Source organism: Oculatella sp. LEGE 06141, from assembly GCF_015207605.1.
GTDB lineage: Bacteria > Cyanobacteriota > Cyanobacteriia > Elainellales > Elainellaceae > Oculatella.
Window position 1 is genome coordinate 1 of sequence record NZ_JADEWO010000091.1, and the last position, 17,784, is coordinate 17,784.

At 49.6% G+C, this 17,784-nt stretch carries 20 protein-coding genes; 6 read left to right on the forward strand and 14 right to left on the reverse strand.

Annotation, left to right across the window (positions count from 1 at the left end; genetic code table 11):
- From IQ268_RS30010 to IQ268_RS30030, 5 genes are all read left to right on the forward strand, one after another.
- The coding region (locus IQ268_RS30010; RefSeq protein WP_193886803.1) for an extracellular solute-binding protein at positions 1-337 on the forward strand (337 nt) is incomplete at its 5' end.
- Positions 338-358: 21 nt separating this feature from the next.
- Positions 359-1,264 carry a carbohydrate ABC transporter permease gene (locus IQ268_RS30015; RefSeq protein ID WP_193886805.1) on the forward strand — a complete coding sequence of 302 codons (906 nt, stop codon included), beginning with the start codon at positions 359-361 and terminating at the stop codon, positions 1,262-1,264.
- Positions 1,261-2,154 carry a carbohydrate ABC transporter permease gene (locus tag IQ268_RS30020; protein ID WP_193886807.1) on the forward strand — a complete coding sequence of 298 codons (894 nt, stop codon included), beginning with the start codon at positions 1,261-1,263 and terminating at the stop codon, positions 2,152-2,154. Before IQ268_RS30015 ends, IQ268_RS30020 begins: the two co-directional genes overlap by 4 nt.
- Positions 2,155-2,265: 111 nt before the next feature.
- The gene (locus IQ268_RS30025) at positions 2,266-3,402 is read left to right on the forward strand and encodes an ABC transporter ATP-binding protein (RefSeq protein WP_193886809.1); all 1,137 of its coding nucleotides are present in this window, start codon (positions 2,266-2,268) and stop codon (positions 3,400-3,402) included.
- Between the two features lie 333 nt (positions 3,403-3,735).
- Positions 3,736-5,175, forward strand: coding sequence for an NCS2 family permease (locus IQ268_RS30030; RefSeq protein WP_193886811.1), 1,440 nt, complete (start codon positions 3,736-3,738; stop codon positions 5,173-5,175).
- Positions 5,176-5,368: 193 nt separating this feature from the next.
- Here the strand turns inward: IQ268_RS30030 and IQ268_RS30035 are convergent, their stop codons facing one another.
- The 4 genes from IQ268_RS30035 to modA all read right to left on the reverse strand — a co-directional run bounded on the left by IQ268_RS30035 (position 5,369) and on the right by modA (position 12,060).
- Positions 5,369-6,976, reverse strand: coding sequence for a 4Fe-4S binding protein (locus tag IQ268_RS30035; RefSeq protein ID WP_193886813.1), 1,608 nt, complete (start codon positions 6,974-6,976; stop codon positions 5,369-5,371).
- Between the two features lie 534 nt (positions 6,977-7,510).
- Positions 7,511-8,473: a transposase gene (locus IQ268_RS30040; RefSeq protein ID WP_193886815.1), complete on the reverse strand. Its 963-nt coding sequence runs from the start codon at positions 8,471-8,473 to the stop codon at positions 7,511-7,513.
- Positions 8,474-9,316: 843 nt separating this feature from the next.
- A complete protein-coding gene (gene modB / locus IQ268_RS30045; RefSeq protein WP_193886817.1) occupies positions 9,317-11,167 on the reverse strand; it encodes a molybdate ABC transporter permease subunit in 1,851 nt (616 codons plus the stop codon).
- Positions 11,168-11,265: 98 nt separating this feature from the next.
- Complete coding sequence (gene modA, locus IQ268_RS30050) at positions 11,266-12,060, reverse strand: molybdate ABC transporter substrate-binding protein (protein WP_193886819.1); 795 nt, start codon at positions 12,058-12,060, stop codon at positions 11,266-11,268.
- A gap of 141 nt (positions 12,061-12,201) precedes the next feature.
- Here modA and IQ268_RS30055 point away from each other — a divergent pair, with 141 nt between their 5' ends.
- Complete coding sequence (locus IQ268_RS30055) at positions 12,202-12,669, forward strand: molybdopterin-binding protein (RefSeq protein WP_193886821.1); 468 nt, start codon at positions 12,202-12,204, stop codon at positions 12,667-12,669.
- A 48-nt stretch (positions 12,670-12,717) separates the two neighbouring features.
- Here the strand turns inward: IQ268_RS30055 and IQ268_RS30060 are convergent, their stop codons facing one another.
- The 10 genes from IQ268_RS30060 to IQ268_RS30105 form a co-directional block, all read right to left on the reverse strand.
- Entirely contained in the window at positions 12,718-13,359 is a 642-nt protein-coding gene (locus IQ268_RS30060) for a trans-aconitate 2-methyltransferase (RefSeq protein ID WP_193886823.1), read from the reverse strand.
- A gap of 359 nt (positions 13,360-13,718) precedes the next feature.
- Positions 13,719-14,015 carry a ferredoxin III, nif-specific gene (gene fdxB / locus IQ268_RS30065; protein WP_193886826.1) on the reverse strand — a complete coding sequence of 99 codons (297 nt, stop codon included), beginning with the start codon at positions 14,013-14,015 and terminating at the stop codon, positions 13,719-13,721.
- Positions 14,016-14,097: 82 nt separating this feature from the next.
- The gene (locus IQ268_RS30070; RefSeq protein WP_193886828.1) at positions 14,098-14,307 is read right to left on the reverse strand and encodes a molybdopterin-binding protein; all 210 of its coding nucleotides are present in this window, start codon (positions 14,305-14,307) and stop codon (positions 14,098-14,100) included.
- Complete coding sequence (locus IQ268_RS30075; protein WP_193886830.1) at positions 14,307-14,591, reverse strand: FeoA family protein; 285 nt, start codon at positions 14,589-14,591, stop codon at positions 14,307-14,309. Before IQ268_RS30075 ends, IQ268_RS30070 begins: the two co-directional genes overlap by 1 nt.
- Before the next feature lie 52 nt (positions 14,592-14,643).
- A complete protein-coding gene (locus tag IQ268_RS30080; protein ID WP_193886832.1) occupies positions 14,644-14,943 on the reverse strand; it encodes a 2Fe-2S iron-sulfur cluster-binding protein in 300 nt (99 codons plus the stop codon).
- 43 nt (positions 14,944-14,986) lie between these two features.
- Positions 14,987-15,355: an iron-sulfur cluster assembly accessory protein gene (locus IQ268_RS30085; protein WP_193886834.1), complete on the reverse strand. Its 369-nt coding sequence runs from the start codon at positions 15,353-15,355 to the stop codon at positions 14,987-14,989.
- Positions 15,356-15,710: 355 nt separating this feature from the next.
- The gene (locus IQ268_RS30090; RefSeq protein ID WP_193886842.1) at positions 15,711-16,508 is read right to left on the reverse strand and encodes a HesA/MoeB/ThiF family protein; all 798 of its coding nucleotides are present in this window, start codon (positions 16,506-16,508) and stop codon (positions 15,711-15,713) included.
- A 71-nt stretch (positions 16,509-16,579) separates the two neighbouring features.
- Positions 16,580-16,891, reverse strand: a complete 312-nt coding sequence (gene nifW, locus IQ268_RS30095; protein WP_193886836.1) for a nitrogenase-stabilizing/protective protein NifW — start codon at positions 16,889-16,891, stop codon at positions 16,580-16,582.
- Positions 16,891-17,112, reverse strand: a complete 222-nt coding sequence (locus IQ268_RS30100) for a CCE_0567 family metalloprotein (protein ID WP_193886838.1) — start codon at positions 17,110-17,112, stop codon at positions 16,891-16,893. The genes nifW and IQ268_RS30100 overlap by 1 nt, the downstream gene beginning before the upstream one ends.
- 34 nt (positions 17,113-17,146) lie before the next feature.
- Positions 17,147-17,623 carry a NifX-associated nitrogen fixation protein gene (locus tag IQ268_RS30105; RefSeq protein WP_193886840.1) on the reverse strand — a complete coding sequence of 159 codons (477 nt, stop codon included), beginning with the start codon at positions 17,621-17,623 and terminating at the stop codon, positions 17,147-17,149.
- Positions 17,624-17,784 lie beyond the last annotated feature (161 nt).

Sequence of the window (17,784 nt, forward strand, 5' to 3'; positions counted from 1 at the left end):
CACCACTACGCCTCACCCGGATGAAGCATGGCAATTTATTGAGTACTTCACCAGTGAAGATGTCCAGCGCCGCTTCCTCCTGGAAACGGGGTACGTTCCTAGCCGTACTGATCTGTTCAACGATCCAGAACTGGTCGCTGAGTATAGTTACTATCCCGATTTGTTGGGAATCGTGCAACAGGCTGTGATTCGCCCCAATATTGCTCAGTACTCTCAAGCATCGGATATTTTGCAACGCTATCTTAGCGCCGCAATTACCAATCGCATGAGTCCCGAGCGGGCGTTGCAGTCGGCGGCAAACGAAACCCGGGTATTGCTGGGTCGGCTCGCTAGCTAGTAAGGAGGAAACAAGCATCTCATGGCAGATACCATTCGGGCACGGGAACAGCGAACTGGCTGGATTTTAATTGCTCCAGCTCTGCTGGTTCTGGCACTAGTTTATGCCTATCCAATTTTGCGATCGTTCTGGCTCAGCCTGTTTACTCAAAACCTGGGTACCGGGCTGGAGCCAGTATTTTCTGGGCTGGATAACTACGCCCGCATGTTTCAAGACGGGCGCTTCTGGCAGAGTATTTTCAACACGTCTGTTTTTACCTTTTCTGCAATTATTCTAGAGCTGATTCTTGGCATGGGAATTGCGCTGGTGCTGGATCAGTCGATTCGAGGTCGGGGACTGGTCAGGACGATCGCCATCATTCCCTGGGCCCTTCCCACCGCGCTAATTGCCCTCACCTGGGCCTGGATTTTCAACGACCAGTTTGGTGTGGTGAATGATTTGCTGCTGCGGCTTGGCCTGATCGACGTTGGGATTAACTGGTTGGGCAACCCAACCCTGGCAATGGTATCGGCCATTGTTGCCGATGTCTGGAAAACCACGTCGTTTGTCGCCATTCTGTTGCTGGCTGGGTTACAGTCCATTTCGCAAGATCTGTATGAAGCGCATTCCATTGATGGCGCAACCCCCTGGCAGAGCTTCCGGCAAATTACCTTGCCCCTGCTGATGCCGCAAATTGTGATTGCGTTATTGTTCCGCTTTGCTCAATCCTTTGGCATTTTTGACCTGATTCAGGTGATGACGGGCGGCGGCCCGGGGGGCGCAACGGAGGTGGTGTCGCTTTACGTCTACTCGTCGATCATGCGCTATCTCGATTTTGGGTATGGGGCGGCTCTGGTGGTCGTTACCTTCCTGGTTCTCATTTTGGTGGTGGCGATCGCAGCCCTGGTCATCTCTAGACTTCGTACCTCTGCGGGAGAGAAACTATGACAACGGTACAACAACCGGTTCAACCTCAACCCAAGGCTGAAGCGAGAGAAACTCATTTTTCCTCGAAGCGAGTGCTGTTGACGATCGCCGTCATTTTGGTGGTGCTATTTAGCCTGGCTCCGATTCTGTGGCAATTGCTCACCTCTTTTAAAACCAATCAGGCGATTTCGGCAGTTCCTAACGTTTACTTTCCACGACCGGATCAGCTCACCTGGCAGCACTATGTTGAGCTGTTTCAGCGTCGTCCGTTCTTGAACTACATGTTTAACAGTGCGTTTGTGGCGGTGACGTCTACCCTGCTGTGTTTGGCGATCGGCACTCCGGCTGCCTATGCATTGGCTCGGTTACGGCTCAAGGGAGAGCGGATTATTCTGGGGCTAATTTTAATTGTGACCTTGTTTCCCTATATCCTGCTCTTTTTGGGACTGCTGGAGATTGTGCGGGCAGCGGGTTTAGCCAACAACTATTTGGCGTTGATCATTCCTTACACTGCCATCAACATTCCGTTAACGGTGCTGGTGATGCGGAGCTTCTTCCTGCAATTACCCAGAGATCTGGAAGATTCTGCCAAGGTAGACGGCTATAACACCTGGCAAATGCTGACCCAGATCTTACTACCCATGACCGTTCCGGCGCTGGTTACAACGGGGATTCTGGCGTTTATCTTTGCCTGGAATGAATATATCTTTGCGCTGACCTTCATTACCCGCGAGACGATGAAGACCATTCCGGTGGCGGTGGCTCAGCTGGGTGGCGCTACCCTGTTTGAAATTCCCTATGGCCCGATCGCGGCAGCAACGGTGGTGGGTACCTTGCCACTGGTTTTGCTGGTGCTGTTCTTCCAACGCCGCATTGTCCAGGGTTTAACCTCTGGTGCTGTGAAAGGATAAGGTTTGAGGTTAGACCGTTGAGCCGCCACAGTGCTGTTTTCCCTGAACGACCCTCTAACCATTGAAATTCCTTCTGCTTTACCGAATTAATTTATTCACCATTTTGAAATTATGGCTAAACTCGAACTGCAAAACCTGAATAAAACGTACAGTCCTAAGGTAATTCCGGTTAAGGATGTGAGCCTGACGGTAGACAATGGCGAGTTTTTAACGCTGTTGGGGCCTTCTGGCTGCGGCAAATCGACCACGCTACGGTTAATTGCTGGCCTGGAACAGCCCACGCGAGGAAAGGTGTTTATTGGCGATCGCGATGTGACCAACCTGCCTCCGGGCAAGCGCGACATTTCGATGGTGTTCCAAAGCTATGCGCTTTATCCCCACATGACGGTCTATGACAACATTGCGTCGGGGCTGAAACTCCAGCACATGTCATCCAACGAGATCCGAGAACGGATTCGGGAATCGAGCGGTGCGTTAGGGCTAGAAGAACTGATGGGTCGCAAACCCGGCCAACTCTCTGGCGGGCAACGGCAGCGGGTGGCTCTGGCTCGGGCATTGGTTCGTCGTCCAGAAGTGTTTCTGCTGGATGAGCCGCTCAGTAACCTGGATGCGTTGCTGCGCGAGCAGGTGCGAGCCGAGTTAAAACAACTGTTTGAGGCGCAGAATACCCCGGTGGTTTACGTCACCCACGACCAGACGGAAGCCATGACCCTTTCTACAAAGGTTGCTGTTTTAAACCGGGGCGACGTGCAACAGCTCGATCCACCCCAGCGAATCTATACGCATCCGGCCAATATGTTTGTGGCCGGATTCATTGGCAGCCCGCAAATGAATTTGCTGCACCTGAAGTCGGACGGTAAAAATGCTGTGTTGGGCGACTACCGGATTCCGCTGCCGGGGGGCTTTACGTCACCTCCTGATGTGACTCTGGGGATTCGGCCAGAGCATGTACGGCTGGCGCAACCGGGCGACGCGCACTCGTTTCAGGGTCGGGTATTCCTGGTTGAAAACCTGGGGATGAGTAATTTACTGAGTGTGCAACTTCCGGGTTCAGAGAACCGCACAATCCGATCGTTGCTGCCTGCCGATCGCCCCTGGAGCCAGGAAGATGTGACGCTGGCGTTGCCGCCTGACGCGATTCACTGGTTCAACACAGAAACGGGCGAGCGTCTGTCGAACAATACGCGCCCCCTGGTGAGCAATACGGCGAATTCTACTCCACTGGCAGATTCCAATCCGCGTCTTTAGGGGTGGTTTCAGACGTAGCCAATCCGCTGCTTTTATCCCTTTTTCTGGCATAACCCGAATGGCTTTAAGCCCCTGACTCTGGGAGCTTGAAGCCATTCCATGTTTAAAGCCTTCAACTGTTAAGGGGCTTAGTGTTGGTGGCAAGCCAGAAAAGAAAGTGGGAGTGTCCCTTGGCACTGTGAAAACATCCCCTTTGTTGCCTTGGTGTACCCGCTTTTTGTAGCGTGGTCTACATCATCGTAGTGCCTGTTCTGGCGTACTATCAGGAGTTGTTGCACTATCCCGGCGGCGTGCGACAGTTTGACCCACGTTTGATGCTAGGCAGAGGTGTGTATGAGCCAGGGTTCGACAGATCTAGAACCAAATCAATCCTCCAGTCCACCCCCTTCCGAGGGTGGGGCGATCGCTCGCTACTTTAAGTTTGCCGACCTGCAAACCAATCTGCGGACTGAGATTATTGCAGGTGGCACCACGTTTGTGACGATGGCTTACATTTTGGTCGTCAATCCTGCCATTCTCTCCAATGCAATTTTCCTGCAAGAATCGGGGGACTTATTTGGTGAACTGGTGATTGCCACAGCGATTTCAGCCGCGATCGCCACTGTACTGATGGGGTTGCTGTCAAACTATCCCTTTGCCCTGGCACCGGGAATGGGACTCAATGCCTTTTTTGCCTTTTCGGTGGTGTTGGGGTTAGGCATTGATTGGCGGTTAGCGCTGGCGGCAGTGTTGGTAGAGGGCATCATTTTCATCCTGCTGACGCTATCTAACATTCGCAGTCAGATCATTACGGCAATTCCCGAATGCCTCAAGCGCGCCACCGCTGCTGGAATTGGGTTGTTTATTGCCTATATTGGGCTATCGGGCAATCCTGCTCCACCGCCCGAAGGGGGGTATGGTGCCGGAATTATTGTGGCAAACGAAGCAACGATCACGTCTTTAGGTAATTTGGGAAATCCTTACACGCTAATGGCGATCGCTGGGTTACTGATTACCTGCGCTTTTGTGGCTCGTCGCATCAAAGGTGCGTTGCTGTTGGGTATTCTTGCCACTGCAATTCTGGGTTGGATTTTAGGTCTGGTGCCGCCGCCTGCGGGACTCGTAGCGGTGCCCCAACTTCCTGTAGATCTGATTGGTCAGGCGTTTGTTGGGTTTAGCCAACTGAATGGCGGCAATTTTGCTAACTTCGTTGCCATCACCTTTGTTTTCTTATTTGTGGACTTGTTTGATACGGTGGGTACGCTGACCGGGGTTGGCATTCAGGCCGGAATGATCAACGAACGAGGCGAACTGCCCAACGCGAATCGAGCGCTAATGGCAGATGCGATCGGTACGTCGGCAGGTGCGATGCTGGGTACATCTACCGTCACCACTTACATTGAATCGGCAGCGGGTGTTTCTGAAGGCGGACGATCTGGGTTTACGGCGATCGTTGTTGCCATTTTATTTGCGCTTTCGATCTTTTTTATTCCGCTGTTTTCTGCCATTCCAGCCTTTGCAACAGCGGCAGCGCTGGTGATTGTGGGCGTATTAATGGCGGGCAATGTCTCTGGCATCAATTGGTCTGATCCGGCTGAGTCGATTCCGTCGTTTTTGACGATCTTGATTATGCCGTTGAGTTATTCGATCGCAGAAGGGTTGGCGGTTGGGTTCATTACCTATCCTCTTGTTAAGGCGTTTCAGGGTAAGGCTCACGAAATTAGCGTCACGGTTTGGCTACTAGCAGCGGTGTTTGTATTGCGGTTTGTGTTGCTGGCACTCAATTGGGCTTGATATCTCATTCAGCACATGTCTGCTGTAGGGGCGTGACCTTCAGGTCAACAGTCTCGATCTGGTTAGAAGCGATCTGCCCATGCTATGCCCTCACAGATGTGTCTACAAATGGTCTACAAATGACCGATCAAACCTACGCCACTACAGGCTGTTCGTGAAGTCACTTCCTTTGCAGACTAAATCAGCCATCCGTTCATCCAATTCTCAATACCTGACGCAGGAGTGCCTGGTCTTTGGAAGCGGGTTGAAAACGACCTCGTTCTACATCTCGCACCCAACTCTGGCTTTTACCGATTTGATGAGCTAAGGCACGTTGGCTTAACTGGAGTTTTTTTCTTGCCTCGACAATTTGCTGGCCTGACAGCATAAGTTGGGCTTGGAGTAATACCTGGCGGTGTGATTTGCGCTGATGCTTTTGTTTGGGTTTTTTGGAGGGCGGTTTCTGCCAATCGTCTGGCAGTTCAAAGCGAAGCAGACGAGCATTCATGAGTCGATTCCACTTGCCTCTAGGCGCAGCGTCCGTCAACCGATAAGCCTGATTTCCGTCATTGGTCCAAAACTCTAGTGCTGCTTCTGCATCATCCGGTAAATCAGCTAGCTTAGCCCATAAGGGTTGAATTTCGGTTGGATAGGTAACAGGGTCAAAAATTGGTTTAATACCGTAGCGATCGAGAACTTCCAGGTCGTTTTCAAAGGTTCGGAGTAATCGCTTTCGTCCTTCTGCTTGAGAAGGGACTTGCGTTAATTTAGTTTCACCATAGGCTACCCGCATCAACGTGGGTACGGTAATTCGCTGCTCTTGCCCCATCTTGGTTTTGAACAAGAGCCACAACATGATGCGGGCGGCACCTTCATGTTGTTGCCAAATACTCATAACGGTAGTGAGCAGAGATTTGGGCAACGTTCCATATTGATAGAAGGCCGTATGATTTTTATACCCGTTGCGGTTCAAAAAGTAGTTTGTCCATAACCCAGCTCTGACTCTAAATGTTAATCCAGTCAGATGTTTGCATCCTAGTTCATCCTCCTGGAAGTGATGCTGTATTCCGAGCAAATGCCATAAGCGGCTAGTTTCCAGAGAACATCCCTTAATTTTTCCCTGTTGGCTCCAGTTCAAGTTGACTGCAATTTTGCAAGGCTGTTGTGCCAGTTCTTTAATCAACGTTAGCTTTGCCATTTTACTCAGGTCTTTTCGTTTATCTAGACCTAAGTAGTCTTCAATCTGGCGATCGCTAATCACAAACTCCTGCTGCCACGGTTGATCCAGAGACGCGGCATAGGCAGCATAGATCAAATGCAGACAGGCCGCCCGAATATCAAAGGTGTCGATCGCTGCTAAAGCATCTGCTGTCTCCAAGGCGACAGGTTGCTGAGAATCCAGCATATCCGTAACTTGAAAGGTGATTAAATTCTGTCCTTGCTTGACTTGGCGTTGATAGCATAGTTTTCCATCTGGATCAGTTTGCCAGGGTAGAGAGCGACGTTGCGCCAGAATATTGCACAGTTCCCAAACTACGATTGCTGAAGCAAATGGATTCGTTTTGCCATTTGGGAACAGATCGGGATGTGGAATGGTTCTCTCACTCGCCTTACATCTCCCCTTTTTTGCCTGAAACGGGATGGGCGAGTCAACCGGGCAAACCAAAGCACATTGTGGTTGTGAGTAATAGCCGTTGCAGTTGTTACATAGAGTGGGATCGATCCAAAAATCCTTGCCATCAACGATCGTAATGGCACCTGTAGGGCAACGGGGAAGACAGCTATCGCACTGAATACAACGATCGTTAATAGCGTAAGGCATAATGTGGCTTGCTCAATTTTGAGAAGTTGAACCAGGGAATATCTGCTCTTTCCGCTGTTTGCGGTGGATCGTGTCTGTCGTGTGAATAGGATTTATCATATAGTCGTAACTAAGAACAGGATGGTTTTTTGTTCGGGTTGAGCGAATAAATATTCTTTTAACTTTTTTTAGTCCAAAATAGTTCATTGTAGACTTTCTGCAGATAAAACAATCAAGCCCCTGGTTTTGCCAGAAATGCGATAGAGCTATCTTTAAACCATGCGGCTTCAGCAGGCTACTCGCACCTGCCCTAAAAATACTCGTACCCTGACCTTAAGGAAATTTGAAACGTTTGCCGTGAAAGGGGTGTGGCTTGTAAGTACATCTTTAAGTAATAAAGCGCTGAATGCAGAGTGCGTGATACTAATACATTGGTAAGCAAGAACCTTGGAGGTTGTTTGAAAAGTATCAAATGTCTCCTGTAAGGGCGTAGCATTCGGTAGATAACCCTTGAAATAGACCCAGAAGTATTGCCCGTAGATGCTGTCTTAAAAGTCAAGAGGTAAGATTGGGGTCGAACGGACGGTTAGACTTAAGCACCCCGTAAACAATATGGGCTAGCTTACGCATCGCGGCTCCGACGATTTGCATAGTCGTTTTACCACGACCCGCTAAGCGTTCACAAAATGCTCGAACAGTGGGATTGTGTCGCTTAGCGACCACAGCAGGCATATAGAGAGCTTTTCGTAAGCGTCCACTTCCTGTACGGGATAACTGCGTTCGTCCCCGCACCGATGACCCCGACGTTCGCTCTTGCGGAGTCAGCCCAATGTAAGCGGCTAACTGTTTAGCACTCTCAAATGCTTGCCAGGAGACGATTTCTGCAAGTAGCAACGCTGCCGTCGTTTGAGCAATACCAGGAATGCTCGTCAGCAAGTCTCGCTGCTGCTTGAGGCCTGGATGCTGATCAAAGTGGCCTTTGATCAGCTGCTCTGTCCGTTGAATGTCTTGCTTGAGATACTTCAAGTGTTCCTCAATTAAAGGAATGACTTGCGCCGTGGCAGTCTCCAGTCGATTCAACTCCTGTTGCTGCATCTGTTTAAGGGCTTCAAGCCGACGAACCAGCGCTTGCAGTTGCTTGACTTCTGTTGGAGGAGGCGTCCACAAACTGGGACGAATCGCCGCACAGAAGCGGGCAATTAAAGCAGCATCAACCTTGTCTGTTTTCGTTCGACTCAGTTCACTCTTGGCAAACCCGCCAATCCGAGCTGGATTAACGATACTCACTCGATGTCCTGCCTCATGTAAGACTTCGGCAACCGCTTCTCCATAAGTACTGGTCGCTTCCAGACAAGCATGCACTTGATTGGCATCTTGCTGTTGCAGCCATTGCAGTAAAGTTTGATGTCCTTCGGCTGTATTGGCGATCGCTTTTGGTTTTGGTTTCTTGCCGGGGAACAGAAGTGCAACGTGCAATTTGTGTTTACCAACATCAATTCCCAGAACCGCTTCTACCATCGCATTCACACCCTAATGTTATGACTAGAAAAACGACTGCCTCACAACTAAGCTTGTTCATGCAGGTTCATCTTGGCTTCCAAGCGACCTCAGATGCTGTCCAGCCTACTGGGGCAGTCAAAGACGGTAAAAGGGTTTTATCTACGAACCAGGCTCAAAGCCTCAGCTTGCTTTCAAACTCACTTTTACCGTTGACTCTTTCCATTAAAGAGTCATTTGTACCAGTTTGGACCTGGACAACTTCAAGATACAAGCTTGCTTCCCGCAGGGTATGCTACGCCCCTACGGGTGTCGGGCTACAAATTAGCTTTTGAAACATCCTCTTAGTGTCTTACTCCTTTTGCTTTCTAGAGGTTATGAATCGATCGCCCTGATTGACTGACAACACTCTCGAAAACCCAATTCTTGCGTCGGTTGGATTAGCGTAACCCAACAAAAATTGTACGACTACTGGGTTTCGCACGGTTCAACCTAACCGACATAAGATTTGTCGGTCAATCAGCCTTAGGAGAATGGGTAGGCCACAGTCCTGTCGATACGGGTATAAAGTGTAGAGTACCCGGTGTAGTGAATGCGACTGAAAACGGCTGTAAAACAACCTTCAAGTACTCAGATTTCTGGATTGGCTAAGAATCCGGGATCTTGAATCCCTTGAGCCAGTGCCATTCTAGTGAAGTTAATTTATCGTGTGTTGAGCCATGCATTCAGGATGTTATGGAAGTGAGCGCCCGTAATGCCTTGAAGGGAGTTGGTAAGGAAGTGTACACCGTGATCAAGGTATCAGATGTAATGATTGCTGTCGATTAGATAGCGATCGCTGATCGCCTCCCTTGAGCCAGGATACTAAACCAGTAACATCAACCGGAGCGGATCAAACCGTACAAACCAGGGAAAGGGATGATCCTTAATGGCCTGCCACTTCTCTTTGAAGATTTCCGCCTGCACGTGATAATCCTGCGAGCCTTGAGGTGCAGCGTTTAACTTGAGGAAGAGGGTCATCCGGTGCGGTGTTTCACTGGTTGCGGCTAACCAGCAGGGAAATGTATTGGTCAGGCTGGAATCAGGATTGGGCATGATAGTGATCTGATGGGCACGAATCCCTACATCTGATAGATCATTGGGAGTGGCTTCCACAACTTGTAAGGTAACGCCCCAGTCGAGTGCGGCGATCGCATTGGCTCCAGTTGCCGTGGCGCGGGAAACGTTTTTGCATCCTGTCAGTTGAGCAACGCGAACGGTGTGAGGATGTTCAAAAATGCGATGCTTGGTATCAAAGGCGATCGCCCTGCCGCCCGACATCACCATCAATTTTTCGCACACCCGATACGCTTCCTCCAGGTTGTGCGTTACAAACAGCGTGACTCCGGGATAAGTAGATAGGGTTTCAACCAGTTGCCGCTCGACTTGCGCCCGCAGATAGGTATCTAGCGCTGAAAAGGGTTCATCCAGCAATAAGACCTCTGGTTCCGTTGCCAGTGCCCTTGCCAATGCCACTCGCTGCTGTTGGCCGCCCGATAATTGATGAGGATAGCGATCGCCCAATCCCTGTAATTGCAGTAGCGCTAGTTGTTGATTGACCTGTTGCGATCGCATCCTTTTTGGGACAGGCTGTAAGCCAAAGGCAATATTTTGAGCAACGGTCATGTGGGGAAACAGCGCATAGTTTTGAAACACTAAACTGACTTTGCGCTGATGACTGGGAATATTGATTTGCTGTTCTGAATCAAATAAGGGTTGCCCATTTAAGATAATTCGCCCCCGGGTCGGCGTTTCTACTCCGGCAATACAACGAAGAGTCATGCTCTTACCGGAACCCGATCCGCCTAGCAGTCCTAATGTTTCTTGCTGAGCTGTAAAAGCGGTGTTGAGTGTAAAGGTCGCAACCTGTTTCTCAATCTCAACCAGCAAGCCGCGATTACTTTGAGAAAAATGTGGTTTGGCAAGTGGCACGATCGGGGGGGATGCAGTTCGTCTTCCTCGACCATTCACAGGTTCATGGGCTTCAACCATACCAAACGAAGTCCCTTTAAGGGTACGTTCATAGTGCGTTTGCCACAGGTTAACGGCAATGATACCCGATAATGAGATTGTCATAATCACAATCACCCACAGCCAAGCCTCATTCATGGCTCCCGCTTCCACCGCAAAGTAGATGGCCATTGGAATCGTTTGGGTTTGACCGGGAATATTTCCTGCCAGCATCAGGGTTGCGCCGAATTCCCCCAATGCCCGGGCGAATGCCAGGATTGTTCCAGCCAGGATACCGGGAACGGAAAGCGGAAGAAGCACCCGCCAGAAAATGCGTCTTCTCGATGCGCCGAGCGTTTGGGCAACTTGCAGTAGAGTGCTATCCACCTGCTCAAATGCGCCTAATGCAGTTTTGTACATCAAGGGAAATGCCACCACCGTCGCCGTGATCACGGCCGCATACCAGGTAAAAATGACGGTGAAATTAAACTGAGTCATTAATTGACCCAATGCTCCATTTCTGCCGAATAGCAGCAGCAGCAAAAAGCCCACCACTGTTGGTGGCAAAATTAACGGTGAAACAAAAATGCCTTCAATGATCGCTTTCCATCGTCCCCGATACCCTAACATCCAGTAGGCTGCTGCAATCCCTGCAAAGAATGTGACAACGGTTGCCAGCCCTGCGGTCTTCAGCGAAATCCATAAGGGGGAGAGATCGGCAGTCATGATAATGAGGATAGAAGTGAAAGGGTAAAGAGAGGGATTCCGCGCAAATTTGACCGTTTTGCGTCTTTGTATCAGTAACGAGATATCGAGTCTGGTTGCTATTCAGCAATGCCAAAGCCATATCGTCTAAATACAGCTTGAGCCGGGCTGCTGGTTAAGAATTGAGCGTAGGTACGGGCTGCTGGTTGATTCTGGCTGGCGGTAATGACAGCCATCGGGTAAACGATCGCAGAGTGCAGATTACTGGGAGCCGTGGCTACTTGTCTGACTTGATCTGAAACTCTAGCATCGGTGGTATAGACCACTCCGGCATCAGCGTTACCACTCTCGACCGTTCCTAATACATTACGAACTGAGTTGCCGTACACGAACTTGGGGCGCAGTTGCTCCAAAATCCCCAGGTTCCTAAATACTTCTTCTGCATACTGTCCTGCCGGGACGCTGCGCGGCTCTCCCAGCGAAATTCTGCGGACATTAGCGTTAGTCAATTGCCGAAAGCCAGTTAGCCCAAGATTGGAGTTACGCGGCACTACCAGAACCAGATTGTTCGTCAACAGGTTGCGACGGGTATTGGCGACAACCAGGTTTTGCCCCTGCAAGGCATCCATCTGGCGGCTTGCCGCCGATATAAACAGGTCAACAGGTGCGCCCTGCTCAATTTGCTGTTGCAGCGGCCCAGATGCGGCAAAGTTGTAGTTAACGGTAATGCCGCGATTGGCCGATTCAAAGAGTGGATCAAGTTCTTCCAGGGCATCTTGTAAACTGGCGGCGGCAGCAATGAGCAGGGTTGCAGTCTGAGCATTGGCTGGAACAGTCATCACCTTACAGCCGATCGCCAGCAGTAGCGATGCCATTAATCCGCTTATAAAAGCAAAAATATGTCTTCGTTTCATAAACGTTGAATGGGGAAATATAGAGGTGGTAAGGTTATCCCGGAGCGATCGGACTCATTGATCGAGCACCAGCACTTGTCGCTAGAATTGGAGTTAGCGTAAATTGTACCAACTTAATACCAACTTATTTGGTATTTTATAATGCCAAGAAAAGAACAAGGCTGGATCACGTTTCAATCCTCAGATGAAGAGCGGCGAATCCTAGAACAAATTTGTCAGCAGACCCAGCGCACCAAAACTGAAGTCTTGAGAGAAATGATTCGACAGTTGGAGCGATCGCCCGCCTCTGCGCCTTTGCCCGGAAACACTATTGCAGTGTCCGAGGATTTAGAGGAGGGAGACGTGCTGCTTTCAACCAGCATTGCTAACGCCTCCATCAATACAGCAACGGTACAGGCGGTACAAATCAGTGCTCGCAATATTGTGAAAGCCAAGGTGAAACGAGTTGTCAAAGGATCGGTGAATGCAGAAATTACCTTGACAATCGCCCCCGGTGTAGAGCTGGTGTCGATTGTGACGCGGATATCGGCTGACAAACTGGGATTAAAGAAAGGGAAAGATGTCTTTGCGGTGATTAAATCTAGCAGTGTAATGATTGCGGCAGAGTAAACTCCAAAACGACGGCTTCGGCCATAGCCCTGTTGGAGTCATGATATCCTATGCAATTTTGCGAGCAACAATATGGAAGAGATGCCAGTGTTTTTCGACACCGAGAGCGGTTTTTCCTGGATGGTCTTCTTCCTGCAACTCCTCAATTTCAAAAGGTCTCAGCAGATCTAGCACTTGCTCACGGCTATGGTGATTCATATGAGGATAAGCCGCCCACGAATCGCGATCGCCAATCAACTGGCCGCAAAATCGTCCTCCTGCTCGAATGGCGGTGACTATCTTTTGCCAAAATGCAGAGAAATAGGCTGGTGGACAGAATTGCAGACAAAAGCTGGCATTGATCAGATCAACACTTTCTGGCAAGGTTAGAACTTCAAACCGATCCACACGGGTTTCTAGATGGTGAGGGTCGATATCGGCACGGCTGAGGAGACGGGCGATCGCCTGCTCTTCTCCATCAATTCCCAAGACTCGCCAACCTCGTCGCAGTAGTTCCACGGTGTCACGCCCATCTCCACAACCGAGATCCACCGCAAACTGGAGTGTTGCTGAGGGGGAAGCTGCCTCGAATTTTGCCAGTGCCATAAGTAGCGTTTCACGAGGTGGACGTCCCTCTACTGCTTGATAGTAGTCTGTCCAGTGATGTCCATCCAGTGGATTTGCAACGGGATCATTGGGGTGTGCTTGCATTACATCAGGTAGGCTATGCCCACAACCACATTGAATCGATACTGTAGCATTCTGCCTCAGAAAACAGCTAGATTAGGGAGCAGCCAGGGCAGGTGCGGGCGTCATTCTGTCTCAGCAACGCCCGTTTTTCTAGCTTGCCACAGGCGCTAAGCCCCCAACTTTGGGGAACTTCCGAGCCCATCCCATTTCAAAGTTCCCCAGGATGCGATTAGGAAGCGAATGCAGCCCATTTGGTACTGCTAAAGCAACCTCTAATGTCGCTTTCGTTATGTAAGAGTTTTTCCCTAATGCTATGCAACAAACAGTGATGCGAATTGTTTGTAGATACCAGAGTACATTTCTTGTGTCGGGTGGTATCCCTAGTTCAGATTCAGAGGGCCGTGAGTGTAACAGTTTTTGGGACAGACTCGCGAACAAGCCTGACAACCAACACAGTTTTCCGCCTGAATCAGGGTCATTACCTTCCGTTCAATTTCATCCTCCTCTTCATCATCCACAAAGTCTCCCTCTTCGTTCAATGCCTTTAGTAGCAGCACGTTCTGACCACACACTTTGAAGCACCTGCCGCAGCCGATACACCGAGTATGATCGATCGCCTGAACAAATTCAGGTGTCCACGTCTTTTTGCCAAGAGTTAAGCCTGTTAGATATGCCATGAGCTATCCCTGTGATTTGTAATTAAGGTTGTGTTGCGGTTTACCGCGAGATCTAATTCATTGCCCACTACAGCCGTAACGTTTAATCCACCGCAATCATGACATCCGACGACTTAATGACCGCATAGGCTTCTTTGCCTTCGGCTAAAGCAAGCTGTTCTGATGATGATTTGGTGATGACAGCAACGACCTCAAGTCCAGGAGCAACTTCTAGTGTGATCTCTGTATTGACTGCACCCACTAAGATCGTTTTTACGGTTCCTTTGAGAACATTTCGCGCACTGACTTTCATTATTTACTCCTAATTCCATGAGGTTTGATCTCGTTGCTTGCGACGTGAACATAGATAGCACGAACGAGTTCCTCACTCATTGCAAAGCGATCGCATCCCACCTTAACCAGGAAGCGAGGGAATTGTTGTTCTACCGTGATGGATGTTCCCAGAGTGATACCCATTGCTCTTAATTTTTGAACAATGCGATCGTCAACCCTGCCCAATCTAGAAACAACGCCCCGCTCTCCAATCTTCAGTAACTTCAATAAAGAGCCAGAACCCAAACCACGTTGGTTGAACATGTTGCCCATCCTTGCTGAGACAGTTTGCTGAGACAGTTTGCTGAGACAGGTTTCAAACTAAGTAGGCTTCTTGATGAGTTCGAATCGTACAATCAGAGCGGGGATAGGTGACACACAGCAGGATGAATCCTTTAGCCATTTGGTCGTCATCCAGAAACACTTGTTCAGATTGATCCACTTCACCTTCGACTAGCTTGCCTACGCAACTGGAGCATGAGCCAGATTGACAGGAGAAGGGTAACTCTAAACCGCTTTCTTCTGCGGCATCTAGAACGGTGACATCATCATTGACTGGAATGGTGATATCCAAGTTACGTTTCTTGTTGATCAGATGGACTTGATAAGTTGCCATTTTAGGAGCCTCACTTTAAACATTGGGTATTACTTCGTGGGAGTTAACTGCACGGCACTCCGGTTGGTGAGCAATCTCCAGCACGGAAAGATTGCCCACAGCCGCAGCTCTCAGTCGCGTTTGGATTCGAAAACTTGAAGCCGCTTTGGGTTAATCCTTCAACATAGTCAATCACCACGCCCTCCAACAAAGGTGCGCTTTGGGAGTCGATGTAAACGGCTACCCTGCCCTGCTGCACCAGCAAATCGGCTGGCTCAGGGTCATGGACTAAATTGAGCGCATACTGGTAGCCACTGCATCCGCCATCTTCCACAGAAACGCGAATGCCTTGGGCTGGATTTTCACTCTTGTAACTTGCTTGGAGGAATGCACGCAGACGCAATTCCGCGATTTCGGTTAATAACAGGGACATAAGATCTCCTCATTTTTACATGGGTTTACTGGGAGGATGCGCGATCGCCTCTAGTTACGCTGGATGTCATCGCACTCATTGTGGCCAGGTGTGGCACTGCGAACGCAGTAGACACTGACGTGAACATGAAAGTGGTGCCTGGTGAGAGGTGCTGCTACAGGTAGGGGTCGTTAAGAGGGCGATCGCAACAGCTAGTTGAATGATCCAGGACATATTGAGCAAGCAAACGAGTAAGCAAACGATACTGCTCAATCTCAAAATGATTGGGGCAATTTCGCCAGTCACGTTTCGAGCGAGACGCAAGGTGAAGAATGCCAGCAGCACCATCATCAATGAAAGGTCTAGCATGAGCCGATCATCCTCTAGTCAGCAGCAGTGGCGGAGTGAATGGGTGAGCAACCGCTTGCTTGTCTGCATGGCCGCACACCGGACAATCTGGATCGTGATAAGGACGACGCTTGGCAAACTCTAGCCTACTTAAATCTATTGTCAACAACTGAGACAGCAAAGGTTCCCCTAGACCAGTGATCAGCTTGATAGCTTCCAGGGCCGTTAAACACGCCAGGGTTCCAGACACCGCACCCAGGACTCCAAAGCTGCGGCGATCCCAATTCGGTTTTTCAGGGAAAATACAGGATAAACAGGGCGTTTGACCAGGAATAATTGTCGTCAGATATGCCTCCATGTCATTCATTGCCGCTTCCACCATTGGTTTACCCCAACGAACACAGGCGGCGTTCAATACATCACGTTCGCCAAAATTATGGGCACAATCAAGCGCCATATCTGACGATTGCACCAGGCGATCGACGTTTTCGGGGGTGATGTATTCGCAAAGTGCTTCAATTTCGACATCCGGATTAAGGGCTCTGAGCGTTGCCATTGCTTGAAATACACGTGGCTTACCGACCCAGTCCTGCGTCATCAACACCTGCCGATTCATATCGTCGAGTCGCAGTTTACCGCCTCGTACTAGAATCAGTTTTCCAACTCCAGCCACCGCCAGGTAAAGCGCAGCCGTCCCTCCTAACCCACCCACTCCTGTCACCAGTACGGTAGATGCTTTCAGGCGCTGCTGTGCCTCTTCCCCAAAACCAGGAAGCATGATTTGACGACGATAGCGTTCTAGTTCGGTTGGAGTCAGGTTCAACATGGTCATATCTCTTTTCCGTGAGTGTGTCAGACGGGACGCGCAACAGTGGTAACACGGTGCGCCCAGCCCAATTAATCAGAACCAATGTCGGTTAGCAGCACTAAGTTTTGAGGCTTCTCGTTGAAGACCTTGAACAGCTTCTGCTCCAAAGAATTAGACGTGAAAAACAGCGTATAGGCTTGCTGCAGCGCTAGTCTATATTGGTTCAGTGTCTCCGCTTCAGTCAATCCAGTCACATCAAGCTGCTTGATGAGCTGAGAGAACTTCTGCAAAACATGCAGACGATTCACGTTCACGATATTGGAGTTATAGGGAAGATCGAAGAACACAAAAAATTGTTCTGCATCGGTAAGTTGATTGAATTCAGCCAGTGTTCTGCTCATTATTTCTGCTCCAATTGCGTTAACTGCTTCTTTAATTCATCCAGTTGACGATAAACGGCATAGGTTTGGCTCGCCAGTGACATGAGATTTTCAAAATCGGTGGGCAGCCCTTCTGCCAAATCATGCAAGTCCATCTTGAGTTGGCCTGCTTTGCTGTTCAAGCGCTTGATTTGCGTTTTAAGCTCGTCTTTGTTGAGAGTAGTTTCGCTGGGTTGAGGCATACAGAATTGCATAGAACCAGGGTGTAGCATAGCGTTAGAGTTTGCAGATTTCGGCATGGCGTGTTGCTAGTTCTATGCCGGCATTGGTTAACGTTTCACCTTCAGCAATCAGTTTTTCGAGGGAGTCAAACCCAAACCGCTGGGCATCCCGCAGCGTGCGAACCACGATCAGTAGGCGACCCGAGAAAACCAGTGCCCAACCAAATCCTTCATGGCTAAGATCAATGACGACCTGGGATAGTTGCCCCGTTTGTTGCTCAATGCGAGCGGCGATCGCCCGATAAAAGGCCATAATTCGCCCTTTTGTCAGCGGGTCTACGTCCCCTTCAACAGAGATTTCGCGTTTCTGCGCTTTGCTGACCACAAAGGGCTTGAGCAACAGTTCATCTGTCCAGTTGCGATAGGTGCCATAGGGATCATTAGCGCGAATGTGTTGCACCAATGCTTTGGCAAAGGGAGACTCTAGCAATTCAGGTGAAATAGCTTGTCTGGTGGTTTTAGCGGTGCTCATACGGTGACTTCTTGTAGTTCTAATGGGTCTTCTAAGGGCTTGTTAAAAAATAAGTTCACACTTTTGAGTCGAGTCCAGAGCGAGGCTTGATCGTGTAGTTCCAGTGAGGACAGATGCTTCGTTTGAGAATATTGAGAGATGCCATGTCTTGGTCTGAGACT